Below are 17,426 nucleotides of genomic sequence, written 5' to 3'. Positions count from 1 at the left end.
GCCATGCACATTCCATCCCCCCCTTCCCACTCAAAAACACTCCCTACGTTCCCATCGGTGATGGCGATGGCGTGCCTCGTCGCCTCCCTCACACTCCCTTTCGTCAACGTGTCCCTCGCCGACGGGAGTGTTAACCAACGTGCAGACGGTTGCGTTGTGTTGAATGTGAGTCAGGCACACAACGACAAATCACGTTTGGAATGGGAATTCGAGCTCGAACACCCCGGGACTTTCACCGTCCAGGTTGTCTCGTCGATTCATGTTTCGGATGTTGAATCTCCCGCGACGGTTGTACTGGATAATCAACCTCTGCGTCGTGACTGGAAGAAGGTCTATCTCATCGAAGACGGTTTGGTATGGCAGCACGACCAATCACTTGATCTGACCCCGACGAGAAAACACACAATCTCGATTGCCAACGGCGATTCGATCAAAACGGTAAGGCTCGTTCCAACAGGATACGTTCAATCCAAAATATTGATCAGCTCGGAGAGCTACTTCGACGATTGGCTCCTGATGCACCAGTCGCCTAAAAAGCAGGCTGCGTTGGCGTGGTTGAAAGAAGCACGTTTCGGCATGTTCATCCACTGGGGCGTTTATTCCGAAGCCGCGGGAAGCTGGAAGAACACACGCATTGAAAAGGGCCAGGGTCCGAAGGTGGCGGAATGGATCATGAACGCGTTCGAGATACCGAGAAAAGAATACCGAGCGTTTGCGGAACGCTTTAATCCAGCCCCGTCGTTCGCCGTGAACATTGCACGCCTCGCAAAAGACACCGGCATGAGATACCTCGTCATCACGGCCAAACACCATGACGGCTTCGCCCTATTCGATTCGGTTCATTCCGAATTCGACATCGCCGACTCAACGCCGTATGACGGGGACCTGATCAAAGAACTCTACGACGCCTGTCGCACCGAAGGCATCGAGTTCGGAATCTACTACTCACACGGCAATGACTGGAACGAAGGTGGAGACGGCAACTATGCCAACGTGAAAGCACGCAACGATCGAATCGGCGTGCCGACTAAAGAACAAGGCAAGAACCTTTGGGATCCCAGCCCCATTACTCATGCCGACTATTTGAGCAACAAGGCCTATCCTCAGATCACCGAATTGATCAAACGCCTGCCTGAACTGCGGATCATCTGGTTCGACGGGGAAGGTTTGATCACCGAAAAACAAGCGTTCGAATTCTATCGTCTGGTTTACCAACTGAACCCGAACATCATCGTCAATCGCCGGATCGGCTATGACTTTGGCGACTATGTCGACGCCGGTGACAATAAGACACCGACCGAAAATCAACTGGCCGCCAAACATTTCGAAACTTGCGGAACCGCGAACCATTCCTGGGGCTTCAAGGCCCACGATCACCATTGGAAATCATCCAACGAGTTACTGCGAAATTTCGTCGACATCGTCTCCAAAGGCGGCAACTATCTGCTCAACATCGGCCCCGACGGCAAAGGCCGAGTCCCCGTACCGTGCGTGAAAAGTTTCGAAGAAATGGGTGAGTGGGTGAAAACCAATTCCGATGCGATCTTCGGCACGCAGCGTTGGACGACGTTCAGCGAAGGCGTGGACAGGGTGAAAAACTCACCATCCAAGCCAACGGAATTTTGGTTCAGTGCCAAAGACGCCAAGGTGTACGCGATGTCATTGGTGCCGGGCGACTCAGTGGTGCGGGTTCTGTCCCTGAACCAATCCGCGGGCCGAATCACCCAGTTGCGTTTGCTCGGCAGCGACCAAGAATTGAAATGGACACAAACGAACCAGGCTCTCGAAATCGACTTCACAGGCGTAGAGACGGGCGAAAACGGATACGCAATCGAAGCCGTCTTGGAAGACAACTAAAATTGAATCCATCCTGAACGATCGACAGCCCTTGAGACTGACAATGAGGTGGCGAAACATTCCGTTGGTCAACGCGACAATGTGCCAATGGAAGACCGCCATCAAAGCAGGTTTCCTCGACGCCTCACCCTCCGCCCGGATCATTGACCTCCGAAAACTTGCCCCCCCCCCCACGACACCCGGTAAGCAATACATCTCGCTCGCCGTTTTCCCTTGATACAGCAATCATGAATCCACTGTTCCGATACGCACTCACGATTACGATCTTCTGTAGCGTTGCCACGCCAATTGCAACGCACGCAGAATCAGCCAAGCCAAACTTCATCGTCATCTTTGCAGACGATTTAGGTTATGGAGACTTGGGTTGCTTCGGATCGCCCACGATCAAAACGCCGCATCTCGACAAGATGGCCCGCGAAGGCATCCGTCTCACCGACTTCTACGCGCAAACGGTCTGTGGTCCCTCGAGAGCAGCGTTGATGACGGGGTGCTATCCGTTGAGAGTCGCGATCGAGAAGAATGTGGTCGAGATCCACCCTCACCTGCACACCGACGAAATCACAATCGCCGAAGTACTTCGACCGTTAGGCTACGCCTCGATTGCGATCGGCAAATGGGACTTGGCGGGACATTCTCAGACGGATTACTCGACCGAACTGTTGCCGACCCGACAAGGCTTCGACACCTTCTTTGGCACACCAACCAGCAACGATAGTATCGTCAATCTACTTCGAGACGAAACCGTCATTGAAACCAAAGCCGACATGGGGGAATTGACTCGCCGGTACACCGACGAGGCGATCAAGTTCATTCAGCAAAACAAGGATCGACCGTTCTTCGTCTACCTTGCCCACACGATGCCCCATGTAAAACTCGCCGTGGCAGAATCGTTCGCCGGGAAATCGCAGGGCGGATTGTATGGCGACGTGGTCGAAGAAATTGACTTCCACGTCGGTCGAATTTTGTCCTCCGTCAAAGAATCCGGAATCGACGATAATACCTACGTCATTTTCACCAGCGACAACGGGCCGTGGTATTTCGGACGCAGCAAAGGGCATCAAAAACGGTTTGGTAAAGATGCGGTCGCTCATGGAGGTTCCGCCGTTCCATTACGAGGCGCCAAAACCGCTACTTGGGACGGTGGACTCCGCGTCCCCTTCATCGCTCGTGCCCCCGGTCGCATTCCTGCCGGCGAAGAGTGTTCCGAAATCGCATCGACGATGGACATTTTGCCGACATTTGCACGACTCGCCGGCGGCCAGGAACCGACCGATCGCGTGATCGACGGGCATGACATTCGAGATCTCCTGCACGCGAAACCCAACGCCACCAGCCCCACGCGGGCATTCTTCTTCTATCGACGCACACGACTCGAAGCCGTGCGATCAGGAAAATGGAAACTGCACGTCCCCTCGCCCGTCGACACCAAGTGGGCACACTTCAACCGGGCGGAGGATGCAGCTGCGATCGATCGCCCCATGCTATTCGACCTGAATGCGGATATCGGTGAAACCAACGATGTCGCCGCATCGCACCCGGAAGTCGTGGCGGAGTTGATGAAACAAGTCGAGTTCGCACGCCGTGACATAGGCGATCACGACCGCACCGGCGAAAACGCAAGATTCTTTGATCCTCAACCACGGCGTCCCGACATCGCCGAACGAGCGACAACCAAGAAATGATTAGGTCTAAAAATACCGGCGGACCACCCCCATCGAAAACGTCTGCCTGAACTTGCCGCACCTGAACCAGTCCCACATGTCCCTGTCCCTGTCCCTGTCCCTGTCCCTGTCCCTCATTCATCTCGACAAGCCGTTATGATGATTATTCGAACGATCGCATTCCTGATTCTCTTGGGAACATCCTGCCATTCACTCGTACGCGTCAATGCAGATACCAATTCGGCAACACGTCCGAACGTGGTGTTGGTTATGACGGACGATCAAGGCTACGGGGATCTGAGTTGTCACGGAAATCCAATCCTGAAGACGCCCAACATCGATCGCCTGAGTGCGAATTCAATTCGCTTCACCGATTTTCATGTCAGTCCGTTCTGCACCCCAACACGTGCGGCGCTGATGACGGGTAACTATCCGGGATATACCGGAGCGTATCGAACGAGTTCGGGACGCACGATGATGCATCGCGATGAAAAGACTATCGCGAATCTCTTCGGCGACAACGGATACGTCACCGGCATGGTCGGCAAATGGCATCTTGGTGATAATGCCCCGCATCGTCCCCAAGACCGAGGATTCCAAGACGTCGTCTGGCACCGGTGTGGTGGGGTTGGTCAAGCGTCGGACTATTGGGGCAACGACTATTTCGACGACACATACGAACGCAACGGTCGGTTCGAAAAGTTCGAAGGTTATTGCACCGACGTGTGGTTCCGCGAGGGCATCCGATTCATCGAAGAGAATCAAACGAAACCGTTCTTCCTCTACCTCGCACTCAATGCGCCGCATGGTCCTTATCGAGTGCCGCCTGAGTGGGCGGAACCGTACACCGGCAATCGATCAGTAACCAATCCTAACTTCTACGGGATGATCGCGAACATCGATCACAACGTTGGAATCCTCCGCGATCGAATCGCTCGACTCGGTCTCGCCGAGAACACGATTCTGATCTTCATGACCGACAACGGCACGGCCAGTGGAGCAAAATTCGACGGTTTGGACTCGGAAGCCAAATTGGGATACAACGCCGGAATGCGAGGCAAGAAATCCTCGCTCTACGACGGTGGGCACCGCGTGCCGTTCTTTCTTCATTGGCCTCAGGCTGGTCTCGTCGGCGGGAAAGACGTCCACACGCAGGCGGCTCATATCGATGTCCTGCCAACGTTGGCGGACCTCTGCGGAATCCCAGTTTCGGACGATTACAAACCCAACGGAATCTCGTTGAAACCGTTGCTCGAGCACACCAAACTCGACGACGCCCAACGCAGCGAATCGGAACCGGAACTCCCTCGCGATCATCATGTGGTGCAGTTCCACGCGGGCGCCCACGCCAGAGCATTCCCGCCTCAGCCATTGGAGTACTCCGTCGTGATGGATCACCGATGGCGTTTGGTCAATTCGAACGGACAAGGCTTGTTTGACATTCTCGCCGATCCGGCACAACGAAACAACGTCGCCGACGAACACCCGGAAGTCGTGACCAGACTACGGACTGCGTACCAATCATTTTGGGAAAAAGTATCACCGAGGCTCACACCCGTTCGCATCGATGTTGGAAATCCGACGAACAACCCAACCGTGCTCTGCTCACAGGATTGGTACATGCCGAGTGGAAACCCACCGTGGAATTTCGGCTCGATTGCCAGACGCCCCCGCGTCACCGGACCTTGGATGCTCGATGTCAGGAAAGCGGGACGCTATCGCATCACACTACGGCAGATGCCTAAAGAGGCTGACAAGCCCATCGTTGCCGTTCGAGCCAAGTTGGAGATCGCCGGTCAAACGCATGAACTCGACGTGAAACCGGACAGCCGCGGAGTTGTGTTCGACATCGAACTGCCGACCGGACCAACCGAATTAGTGACGTGGTTCTACGACAATAACGGCAAAGCAGGTGGAGCCTATTTCACCGAAGTTGAATCCTTCTAAGCCCCAAACCGTGACCGCATTGCGAGTCGCCGGACGCCGACTCGCTCGATGCACGCCCAACCACCCGTCGATTCCGCCGTCACCAAACGGCGTCCCCAAAAGGTTCAACTAACCGCAAATCGAAATTCTCCAACTGTGTGATTTCGCTCGCCCTGGAAACAAAACTTGCCCTCAGCGATCGAGCAGGATGAATCCCATGCAACCGTTATATTCTATCGCACGATGGCTACCGATCGTCGCGGTTTCGTTATTGCTGCCCAACCCCGCGGCAACGGTTCAGGCGGATGACTCGCCTGCAGGACCGAATATCATTTTCATCTTCGCGGATGATTGGGGATATGGCGACCTAAGTTGTCACGGCAGTTCATTTTGCCAAACGCCCTCTCTCGACCAAATGGCCGCCGAGGGAATCGACTTCACCAATTTCACCGTCAACAGTCCCGTGTGCTCGCCCAGCCGCGTCGCCGTGATGACGGGACAGTTTCCTGCCCGGCAATGCATCCATCAACATTTCGCGGGCGTCGCATCCAACCGCAAACGTGGCATGCCCGATTGGTTGGATCCGCAGGGGCCATCGTTGCCACGAATGCTACAGCAGGCCGGTTACAAAACGGGACATTTCGGAAAGTGGCATCTCGGCGGCGGGGCGGGAGTCCCCACGGAAGACCAATACGGCTACGACGACTTTGCGACGTTCAACGGATCGAAGAAGAAGGAAATCAAAAAAGACGGATTGGCATCGGTTGATCATGCGGAGAGGTTCATGAGGGCCAACAAAGACGAACCGTTCTTTGTAAATCTCTGGCTTCACGAAGCTCACCTCGCCCATTTCCCGCAGGAACGATACCTTCAAAAGTTCAGCGAGCTCAACGAGCAACAAAGGGTCTACGCGTCGATCATTGCCGAAGGCGACGAGGGTGTCGGTCGCATCTTGTCGCTGCTTAAGGAACTCGCCATTGATGAGAAGACGCTCGTCGTGTTCTCCACCGACAATGGGCCGGAAGCGACTCGAGGTCCAGGCGACAAGATTCATCGAAAGGGAGAACCGGGTTTAGGCGGTTACTATTCGGTCGGCGAATCAGGTGGACTCAAAGGCAGAAAGCGATCTCTCTTCGCCGGCGGCATCCGCGTTCCTTTTATCGTGCGATGGCCGGCGGTTGTTCCGGCCGGACGTGTCGACAAAACCTCCGTCATCACGGCGGTCGACCTCCTGCCCACCTTCCTGCATGTCGCCGGTGTATCGCTTCCCGAAGGCTTCGCCCCCGATGGCGAGAATGTCTTTGCGGCCTTCCAAGGAACGCCAATCAGTCGCACCAAACCCATTTTCTGGCAGTGGCGGGGAGGCGAGTCCAAAGAGTACACGTGGCCCTCAACTGGAATCCGCGACGGACGATGGAAATTACTAGTCAACCACGAACAGCAACGAATCGAACTCTACGACGAGCAGAACGATTGGGCAGAAACTCAAAACGTCGCTCAGCAGAACCCGGAGATCGTTGAGCAACTCACACAAAAGATCACCGCGTGGGAATCCACTCTCCCAACGGCGCCAAACGAATCCTGTTGTGTCACCAAGAGAAAATAGCGTCATGCATCCACTGTCCAATCCAACAACGCGACAAATACTCAATCTGCCCTCCACGCGTGGCGGGACATCGACTCGCAATTGGCGTTGGACCACCACGCGCGCAATCATTCGAGATTCGATGAAACTGGCATCCACCCTCTTTTTTGTTCTCACCATCGGTCACGCCGCAATCACCGAGGCCGCGGATGCCAACACGGTCGCGGACTTCTATGTCTCACCCGACGGGTCAGACTCTTGGTCAGGAACGTTAAGCGATCCAAATCAATCCCAAACCGATGGGCCGTTTGCGACGCTCCTGCGGGCACGTGACGCCGTGCGTGAACTGAAGAAGTGGCAAGCGGACGACATTCTGGTCTCCATCCGCGGCGGCACCTACCCACTTAGTGACACTGTCGTGTTCGGACTGCAAGACTCAGGTAGTAGCGATGCACGAATCACGTACGCCGCTTATCCAAACGAGACGCCCGTGCTCTCATCTGGTCGAGCGATCAGCAATTGGCGGCGTGTGGAAAGCGATCTTCCGGGGTTACCGGCAAAGGCTCGAGGGAAAATCCTGGTCGCCGAAGTCGAAGGCAATTTCAAATGTCTCTTCGACGAAGACGGAATGCTGCCGCGGGCTCGGTCGGCTGGTTTCATTCCGCGCCGGGGCGGCAGTCGCACCGCGTTGAATGCGCCACCCGGCGTATTGCGAAATTGGGACAACGTGGAAGACGTCGAAATCATCGTGCGTCCCCACCACGCGTGGATTGTCAATGTTTTGCCTCTAAGATCCGTTAATGCCAGTGCAAACGTGGCTCGCACGTCGATCGACGCGACGTACGCGATGAACCCGCTTCATTTTCTTCCCAAGACGGAATCGTGCTGGGTCGAGAACGTCCTGGAGGAACTCGACGAACCGGGCGAATGGGTGCTCAATTCCAAAGAGGGCAAGCTCTATCTGTGGCCGCGAAATCAGTCAACGGTTTTTGCTCCACAACTACGAGAACTGGTACGCATCGAGGGATCGATCGACAAAGCGGGGCCCGAGGACGAGCCGGTTCGCAACTTGTGTTTTCGAGGGATCGGTTTCACTCATGCCGACCGGTACACGCTCGCCACCGACGATGCAGGACTCCAGCATGACTGGGAGATGCACGACAAAGACACCGCGATGCTGCGTCTCCGTGGAACCGAGAATTGCGTCGTCGAAAAATGTCACTTCGCCCATAGCGGTGTTGGCGCGATCCGCGTTGATCTCCATGGGATTAAAAACGCAATCAAGAGCAACCATATCGAACACCTCGGCGGTTCCGGGATTTTGCTCTGCGGCTATGGTCCGGGCACAAAAGACGTCAACGCCGAGAACGTCGTTTACAACAACCACATTCACCACACCGGGCGGATCTACTCTCACGCGCCCGGCATCATGGTTTGGCAAAGTGGTGAGAACCGAATTGCGAACAACTTGATCCATCACACGCCTTACACGGGATTGATTGTTTCGGGTTGCATGACCGATTTCTTTTCCAAGTCAGGACGAGAACTCACACGAACCATCCGTTGGCATGAGATCGGTGGATCACGGTCCAAGAAAACGCTCGAAGAAGTCCGACCGTTCTTGCACACCCACGATAACCTGATCGAGTACAACGAAATTCATCATGTGATGGAAGAACTCGGGGACGGCAACGCGATTTACATTCGCGGTGCGGGTGCCGGAAATGTAATCCGACGCAATTACATTCATCACTTGGTAGCCCCCATGATCATGCAGTGCGCGTTACGCACCGATGGCGGACAGCGAGATACGCTGATCGCAGAGAACCTGATTTACCAATGCACGTCGCAGGGGATCATGTTGAAACTGAATACTCGCGTCGAAAACAACATCGTCGCCAACGTGATCGCCCCACCCCGCGGCTACTACTTGTCCGTGCGTGAAGGTCCGTTAACGGGTGCGACTATCCAACGAAACATTTTCTATTCCGCCGACCCTGAGTGTCACTTCATCGACGAATTGCCTCCCGCCAACGGTCGGAAGAGTGAAGACCGAAGAGGCCGAGCACTCGCACGCGCCGCCGATGCGGACACCGACTTCAACATTTACTTTTGCACGACAGATCCCAATGTGGCGAAAGAAATGCTCGAAAAACAACAACGCGACGGCGTCGACGCCAACAGCCATGCGGTTGATCCGCTGTTCGTCGATCCAGAAAACGGTGACTTTCGGTTCCGTCCCGATTCGCCAGCCCTCGAGATGGGAATCGTTCCCATCGATCTCTCAAAAATCGGATTGCGACAGGACGACTGAACGCATCCGCTACCAACCGATTCGGCCGACCGTCGTCTAAACAGACGACAGTCATTACGAGCGAGTCGAGTTAGCATGAACGACGACGTCGACGACACGATCGTCGGAGTTCCATTCAATCCCCACCCGAGTTCCCCACCCGGACGTTCACGATGCTTAAAAACTTACTCGCCCTTCTTCCGCTAATCGTTTTGACGTTCCATCGAGGAACTCTCGACGCTGCTCCCCCAACCGCAGCGATCTCGACATCGACCTCAACCGCGACCGAGACAAACGCAAGCTCCGATATTCCGACCATCGAGCCGAATTGGGAATCGATGGCCGAGCGTTACCACGTTCCGGGATGGTTTGTCGATGGGAAGGTCGGCGTTTGGATGCACTGGGGGATTCCATCGGCCGCTGATGAGAACCGCCCCAATGACGGATCGCATTACGGTCGATTGATGTATTCGGTCGTTCCGGATGACTTCACCGGAAAATTGGGCATGGGCGAAACGTTGACGAAGTGGCACACCGAACGCTACGGCCATCCGTCCGAATTTGGCTACGAGAAATTGATCCCGCTGTTCAAAGCGGAGAAGTGGGATCCAGATTCTCTGGCTAAGTTTGTCAAGCACAACGGCGCGCGTTTCATCATGCCCGTCGCGACGCATCACGACAACTTTGACATGTACGATTCGTTCCACCCTTGGAACGCGGTCAAAATGGGCCCCAAACGTGACACGTTGAAGGAATGGAAAGCGGCAGCGAAAAAGCACGGACTGAAATTCGGTGTTTCGACGCACTTGTACTGGTCACCTCGGTTCTTTGCCAACGCCCGTAAATATCAAAAACCGGGCACTCCGGAATGGTCACTCTTCAACATGGACTACGACCAACGTGGGTACGCCAGTCAGGACACTTGGAACGAGCATTGGTACGCACGGTGTTGGGATGTGATCGAAAAATACGACCCCGACATGTTCAACAACGACAGCCCGTACCCTTCTGCGAAGACGGGAAACAATTTGGGTCTGAAACTGTTCAGCGACTATCTCAACCGCGATCTCCAAGAGAACAACGGCGAGCAGACGGTGGTGCTGTCATGCAAAGACGCGAAGGCCGACCGGGCGGGATTCACCTACAATCTCGAACGAGGCAGTTCAGGAGAAATCCAGCCGACGCCTTGGATGTGGGCCACCGATCTTTCGGGCGGTTGGTTCTATCGTGCGACCGCGGTCAATCGAATGAGCATCCCCGTGATGATCGGCAACGCCATCGACGCGATCAGCAAGAACGGCGTCGTGATGCTGAACATCGCACTGCGAGGCGACGGCACGATTCCAGAAAACCAAGCCGCCTATCTGACGGCGTTTGGCGAGGTGTTGCGAACCAATGCGGAAGGGATTTATGGATCCCGGCCATGGAAGGTCTACGGCGAAGGTCCGTTGGAGATCAAGACGGGACGGCAGGGCGAGAACAAGAAAGACTATTCCCAAGCCGACATTCGGTTGACCACCAAGGATGGAAACCTCTACGCGTTTGTGTTGGCAACACCGACGGAGGACATCGTGATCAAAACACTCGCTACCGGTGGCGTACTCGACAAGACGATCGAAAGCGTTTCGATGATGGGCAGTGATGAAACGATCTCGTGGACCCGTTCGGAAAAAGGCATGACGATCGAGCTACCGAAATCACTCAGCGACGAGCTCGTCGTCGGCTTCAAGGTAACATTGGCTTCACCGTAGCGTGAATCCACGCCGACGCAGCGGGAACCGGCCTGAACTGTTGTCAAACAACGAATCATGCAGGTTTCCCAAAGGGATCAAAGAAATTATCCGTAGGTGCGTTGCGCGACCTACGGCTATTCACTTTCAATCCATCCGAAATAACGGCGTCAGTCGCAACCAATAAAAAAACCAGGACCCACCACACACGCCGTCCGCCAAAAGTCTCGACGACATCCGATTCGGACGCCTTATTCTTCCAGCGTTTCGATGCACAGAACGGTTGGCAAAGTGGACTTCCGCTCCGGCAGCGTGATCCGGACTTCGTCTTGCGCTTGTTTGAACGTTAACGGTTTTCGTTCCGGATCCGATAATACGGAAACGACACTCACCTTACGTTCGATTTTCGGCAATATCAGGTCTCCGTCAGGCCATTCGAAGACATGCACGAAAATCTTTCCCGGTTTGGTCGTCGCTCGCCATTGCCACTTTGAAATGAACTTGGCTCTGCCCTTGCTGTCCTTCTCGGTCTCACTGTAGCCGCCAATTTCTTCGCCGAACGGCGTCGGTCCGCAGCCATAGACAGCGTCTGCGTTGACCGACAGCCAATCACCGATCTCGTTCAAACGCGTCACACTCGGTTTCGGAATCACGCCTTCGCCGGTCGGGCCGACGTTGAGCAAATAGTTGCCACCTTTGCTAACGATATCGATCAGATTTTGAAGCAGGTTCTGCGTACTACGCCAATCATCATCCGCACGGTTATAGCCCCAGTGACCGTTCATCGTCATGCACGTTTCCCACGGATCCCCCGAAGCACCCGAAGGAATTTCCTGTTCGGCAGTTTTGTAGTCACCGAGGTCGCGACCGACACGGTCATTGATAATGCAGTTCGGCTGCAACTCGCGAATCATCGCAATCAACTCTTCGCTTTGCTCCCGCGTGATTTGTTCAAACGTATCAAACCACATCACGCCGATCGGCCCGTAGGAAGTCAGAAGCTCGCGGACTTGCGGTTTGACCTTTCGATCGAAGTACTTTTGAAAGTCTTTTTCGGATTCGTTTGGAAAGTCGATCAGGTTGCTTCGCCATCCGAGCCGGTCGCCCCAACCCGTTGGCACGTCGGGGTCTTCCCAATCTCGGCCCAACGAATAATAGACACAGAATCGGATACCCAGTTTCTGACACGCTGCCGCCAGTTCCTTTAGAGGATCACGTCCGAATTCGCTCACTTTCACAATGTTGTGATCGTTGCTCGCGGAGTCATACATCGCGAATCCGTCATGATGTTTTGCCGTGATGACGAAATACTTCATCCCGGCGTCCTTTGCGATTCCGACCCAACGTTCGGCATCGAACTGCACCGGATTGAAATCTCGTGCGTACTCGGTGTATTCCGCCAACGGAATCTTAGCGGTCAACTGCAACCACTCGGCGTGATCCGTGTCACCATTCCATTCACCGCCGGCGCGGGAGTAGACGCCCCAATGAATGAACATCCCGAATTTCGCGTCGCGCCACCAATCCATTCGGTCCTGCCCCACCGTCGCAGACGGACTCGTTTCCTGTGCGACAACGGGGAACGGCAACGTGACGAGCAAGCCGAGGACCGCCATGACAAACGAGCGGCATCGGATCTGAAAGAGAGATTGCATCTGACTACCTGAGTAGGGATCGAACAACCTCGCCGGCGTTCGATTACAGGACTCACGCCAGCGAAGATTCTCACCGCATGGTAGTCGATCGACTTGGCCGTTCCAACGTAGGATCGGCGTCCCCCGGCGATCAGCCTAAACGTCGATTTCGCTGGCGTCTTCGGCCCGTTCCATGATGAACCGGAACCGCGCCGACGCGTCGCGGCCCATCAGGTCACTGATCGCTCGGTCGGTTTCGATATGGTCATCGATCTCAACTTTGAGCAGTCGTCGTTTGCTCGGATCCAGGGTCGTGTTCCACAATACTTTCGGATCCATTTCCCCGAGACCTTTAAACCGGGTGATCTTAGGTTCGGCACGGCCGCCGTGTTTGGTGACGATTTCATCGCGAGCCGGTTCATCGGCGGCCCAGTAGGTTTCTTTTCCGATGTCGACGCGGTACAGCGGTGGCACGGCGATGAACAAACGACCGTCGGCAATCAAGGCAGGCATGTGCCGGTAAAAGAATGTCAGCAACAACGTCGTAATGTGATGACCGTCGGAATCCGCATCGGCGAGCAAGATGATACGGTCGTATCGCAAATCGGCGAGGTTGACGCTGGGCCCGATGCCGCATCCCAGCGTGGCGATCATGTCTTGGATTTCTTTATTGTCCAAGATTTTCTTGAGAGTCGCTGACTCGGTGTTGAGCACCTTCCCACGCAGCGGCAAGATCGCTTGATAGTTTCGATCGCGTCCTTGTTTCGCACTCCCACCGGCCGAGTCACCTTCGACGATGAAGAGTTCCGAACGGCCCTTCCCGCCGGAAACACAATCGCCCAGTTTGCTCGGCAGCATGACTCGTTTGGAGCCACCTTTTCGCGAGACCGCTTCGCTCGCTGCACGCGAGGCCGCGCGTGCACGAGCGGCCGCGATAACCCGCGCGATCACTCCGTCAGCAACGCTGGGGTTGTTGTTGAGCCATTGTTCCATCGCGCCCCGGACGTTCGATTCGACGACGCCGTGTGCTTCCGGATTATTAAGGCGATCTTTCGTTTGCCCCTGGAATTGAGGCTCGGCGATGAACAGCGAAACGATCGCGATTAGACCTTCGCGAATGTCCTCGTGCGTGATTTTCACGCCGCGAGGCGTCAGGTCATGGGTATCAATGTAGTTTCGCACCGCTTTGACGAGCCCGCCACGGAAACCGTTTTCGTGCGAACCGCCATTGGCGGTCGGGATACCGTTGACGTACGAACGCACGTGCTCGTCCGTCGCTTCGGTCCACTGCAACGAAACTTCCAGACGTTCACTATCGTCGATGCGGTAGGTGAACGGCGTTTCGTGAATCGTGCGTGCGCCACGTTCCTTGATGACTTTGGCGAGGTAATCGACGATGCCGTTTTCGTGCAGATAGGTGACCTTCGTTCCGGCGACCTCATCGACGTAGGTAACCTTCACGCCACGGTGCAGGAACGACGCCGTCTCGAGCCGCGCGACGATGGTCTCGCTATTGAACGTCGTCTTTGGAAAGATCGTCGGATCGGGTTTGAACGTGATCGTGGTTCCGGTACCGCGAACCGCTCCTTTGAGTTTTTGCAAACGCGAAGTTGCGATGCCTTTGGCGAACGTCATGCGGTACTGGGCACCGTCACGCTTGACCACGGCGGTGAGTTCCTTACTGAGCGCGTTGACAACCGATGCCCCCACCCCGTGCAAACCGCCTGACGTTTTGTAGTTGGCACCTTCGAATTTACCGCCCGCGTGCAGGACCGTGAGCACCATCTCGAGTGCGGGCTTTTTCGTCTTCGGGTGTTTGTCGACCGGGATGCCGCGACCGTTATCGCTGACCGAAACCGTCTGACCATCTTTGTGCAGCGTGACGGTGATCTCCGACGCGTAGCCGTTCATCGCTTCGTCGACCGAGTTGTCGACGATTTCCCAGATCAGGTGATGAAGCCCTGCCGAGTTCACACCACCGATGTACATCCCGGGGCGTTTGCGGACCGGATCAAGGCCCTCGAGCGCGACGATGTCTTTGGCGTTGTATTGGCTACTGGGTTTGGTAACGGTGGACATGAATTGATATTGATTAGCGAGAAGCAATTTCGTGTGGGGAACGAAGGCGTGATGACGATCGCCTCGGAGATACGCCGAAACGGGCAGCAAACCTACTCTTCGAAATTCTTGGGCGGTTCGATGGGGGCGTCGACGATTTCGGCAATCTTGCCGTTCTTCTGAAGCTCGATCCCACGCCCACCTCGGGAGGTCGTGCGATATTTCGCGGTTGAAATTGTTTTCTTGGCACCGCGGTTGGTGACGACCGTCAACAAATCACGATCGCCGGTGGAAGGTTTGAAGCCGAGCAATCGATCGCTCGCGGCGAGCTTCATCAACAATACACCTTTGCCTGCACCGGAGAGATAATTGATCTCGTCGACCGGACACACCATGGCACGGGCATCGGCCGAAACGGCCAGCACGGTTTCGGTTCCGTGAATCGGCATCACATCGACAATCGATGCACCGGCTTTGACGCGGGCGTAGCGACGTCCTGCGCGGGTCGACGGCTCGACAAATCCTTGCAAACCGAATCGCAACGAGTAGCCGTCGCTCGACGCAGCCAGGGCATGCGTTTCGGGGTAGTAAGCGCCCTTGGGATCTTCGGCAATGTTTCCGATGATCCGCGGGTCCAACGACATCGCCGCGACGATCCGTTCACCGTCTTTGAACTTAAACAGCTTCTGAATCGGTTCGCCAAATCCGGTCGACGCGGGAATGTCCTGCATCCGCGCGGTGTAACAAACTCCGAGTGAGCTGAAAAACGCGATCGTTTCGCGAGTGTTCCCGGCCACGCAGGCGAGAATTTTGTCACCTTGTCGCAACCGGCTCTTAGACGGATCGGCAATCAGTTTTTGCCGTTTGACCCAACCATCGACTGTGATCAACACATGACAGTTTTCCGCGATGATGAAGTCTTCTTCCGTGTACTCGACTTCTTCGGTCGGAACCATAATCTTGCTACGCCGGCGTGACGTCGCGTCGCTGCCATACTGCGTGACCAGTTGCGTGAGTTCATCGCGAACGATGTTCCAACGGCCTGACGACGCGAAATCTTCGTGGTCGTCGGCGAGTAGTTTTTCAATCTCTTTGACGCGTTTACGTTTCGCTTTCAACTCGTCAAGGATCAGATTGATTTCCAGCCGAGCGAGCCGATACAGTTTTAACTCGAGAATCGCGTCGGTCTGTTCGGCATCGAGCCCACCCTTCGCGGCCGGAAACCGCTTCATGATCTTGGCTGCGGCGTCGGCTTTGCCTTCGCTCGAGCGGATGATTTTAATGATCGCGTCGAGAGCGTCAAAAATCAGTGCGAAGCCGTCGAGGATATGAATCCGTTTGAGCAACGAATTAAGTTCATTGGTCAGCCGCGCCGTCAGAACATCGAACCGGAACTTCAGGAAGTACCAGAGAATCTCTTTGAGCGAGAGCCGACGCGGTGAACCGACCTCGGGGTTTTCCGTCGGTGTCAAACACGTCAGGTTGACGTTGAAGTTCGTTTGCAACGGCGTGTGTTTGTAGAGATACGCGAGCACCTTTTCCGGGTCCGCGTTTTTCTTCAACAACAGATCGACGCGAATGTCTTCACTCGACAGGTCGCGAACCTCTTCGACCAATGGCAGCTTGTTGGCGTAGACGAGTTCCGTGATCCGCTCGACCATCGTGGCTTTGTTGACACCGAACGGGATTTCGGTGATTCGCAAGATATCACCTGCTTTCGTCGACTCCGCAATTTCGCCGACGCCACGAAGTTTGATCGTGCCGGTTCCGGTGGCGTAGATCTCGCGCAGTTCTTCTTTCGTGTTGACGATCAAACCGCCGGTAGGGAAGTCGGGTCCCTGGATCGCGTCGCCGGCGACGAGTTGATAATCCTTGATCTCGGGGTCACGCAACAATTTCAGTAGCGCGTTGCAGGTTTCCTTCAAATTGTGTGGTGGGATGTTGGTGGCCATCCCGACGGCGATCCCGGTCGCGCCGTTGACCAACATGTTGGGTACACGAGAGGGCAGCACTACGGGCTCTTCACGAGTCCCGTCATAGCTCGGTTTGAACGCCACGGTCCGTGTCGACAAATCGGCGAGGACCTCCGACGCGATCGGCATCATGCGACATTCGGTGTACCGCATCGCCGCCGCGTTGTCGCCGTCGATACTGCCGAAGTTGCCGCTACCGTCGATCATCGGCATCCGCAGCGAAAACGGCTGACTCATCCGAACGAGGGCTTCGTAGATCGAGCTGTCGCCGTGCGGGTGATAGTTACCCATCACGTCACCGACGACTTTGGCACACTTGCGATGTTTGGCCGACGAGTCGAGCCGCTGTTGAAACATCGTGTAGAGAATCCGCCGCTGGACCGGTTTTAGCCCGTCACGGACGTCGGGGAGCGCTCGGGACGTGATCACCGAGAGCGAATAATTCAGATAGCGGTCTTGGGCGGCCATCCGCAGCGGAATGTTTTCGATCTCCTGAAACAGGGATTCATCGGGGATACCGCGTTTGGATTTGCTGTTTTTCGATCCGTTGCGAGATGAAGAGGAGGAAGAACGCCGTTTTGCCACGCCTGGTGGTCCCTATCGTGTTAGTTTTCGAGAAAAATTGCGAGGTTCAGGGGTTATAGCGACCTTCTGCTTGGTAGCGAAACCCTAACGATCAAGGAAGATCGACCGGAATTGTCGAATGCCC

At 55.4% G+C, this 17,426-nt stretch carries 9 protein-coding genes; 6 read left to right on the top strand and 3 right to left on the bottom strand.

The window, feature by feature from the left end:
* Positions 1-3: 3 nt before the first annotated feature.
* The 6 genes from FHS27_RS17765 (at position 4) to FHS27_RS17740 (ending at position 11,073) form a co-directional block, all read left to right on the top strand.
* Positions 4-1,857 carry an alpha-L-fucosidase gene (locus FHS27_RS17765; protein WP_184306224.1) on the top strand — a complete coding sequence of 618 codons (1,854 nt, stop codon included), beginning with the start codon at positions 4-6 and terminating at the stop codon, positions 1,855-1,857.
* Positions 1,858-2,084: 227 nt separating this feature from the next.
* Positions 2,085-3,539, top strand: a complete 1,455-nt coding sequence (locus FHS27_RS17760) for a sulfatase family protein (protein WP_184306223.1) — start codon at positions 2,085-2,087, stop codon at positions 3,537-3,539.
* Positions 3,540-3,674: 135 nt separating this feature from the next.
* A complete protein-coding gene (locus FHS27_RS17755; RefSeq protein WP_246420044.1) occupies positions 3,675-5,465 on the top strand; it encodes an arylsulfatase in 1,791 nt (596 codons plus the stop codon).
* A gap of 196 nt (positions 5,466-5,661) precedes the next feature.
* Positions 5,662-7,050 carry a sulfatase-like hydrolase/transferase gene (locus FHS27_RS17750; RefSeq protein WP_246420042.1) on the top strand — a complete coding sequence of 463 codons (1,389 nt, stop codon included), beginning with the start codon at positions 5,662-5,664 and terminating at the stop codon, positions 7,048-7,050.
* 121 nt (positions 7,051-7,171) lie between these two features.
* On the top strand, positions 7,172-9,343 hold the full coding sequence (locus tag FHS27_RS17745; protein WP_184306221.1) for a right-handed parallel beta-helix repeat-containing protein: 2,172 nt from the start codon (positions 7,172-7,174) through the stop codon (positions 9,341-9,343).
* A 152-nt stretch (positions 9,344-9,495) separates the two neighbouring features.
* The gene (locus FHS27_RS17740) at positions 9,496-11,073 is read left to right on the top strand and encodes an alpha-L-fucosidase (protein WP_184306220.1); all 1,578 of its coding nucleotides are present in this window, start codon (positions 9,496-9,498) and stop codon (positions 11,071-11,073) included.
* A gap of 230 nt (positions 11,074-11,303) precedes the next feature.
* Here the strand turns inward: FHS27_RS17740 and FHS27_RS17735 are convergent, their stop codons facing one another.
* From FHS27_RS17735 to FHS27_RS17725, 3 genes are all read right to left on the bottom strand, one after another.
* A complete protein-coding gene (locus tag FHS27_RS17735; RefSeq protein ID WP_184306219.1) occupies positions 11,304-12,707 on the bottom strand; it encodes an alpha-L-fucosidase in 1,404 nt (467 codons plus the stop codon).
* A 135-nt stretch (positions 12,708-12,842) separates the two neighbouring features.
* Positions 12,843-14,765: a DNA gyrase/topoisomerase IV subunit B gene (locus FHS27_RS17730; RefSeq protein ID WP_184306218.1), complete on the bottom strand. Its 1,923-nt coding sequence runs from the start codon at positions 14,763-14,765 to the stop codon at positions 12,843-12,845.
* A 92-nt stretch (positions 14,766-14,857) separates the two neighbouring features.
* Positions 14,858-17,302: a DNA gyrase/topoisomerase IV subunit A gene (locus FHS27_RS17725; RefSeq protein ID WP_184306217.1), complete on the bottom strand. Its 2,445-nt coding sequence runs from the start codon at positions 17,300-17,302 to the stop codon at positions 14,858-14,860.
* Between the last annotated feature and the right edge of the window lie 124 nt (positions 17,303-17,426).

Source organism: Aporhodopirellula rubra (assembly GCF_014192335.1).
GTDB lineage: Bacteria > Planctomycetota > Planctomycetia > Pirellulales > Pirellulaceae > Rhodopirellula > Rhodopirellula rubra.
This window is presented reverse-complemented; position numbering and strand designations above follow the sequence as displayed.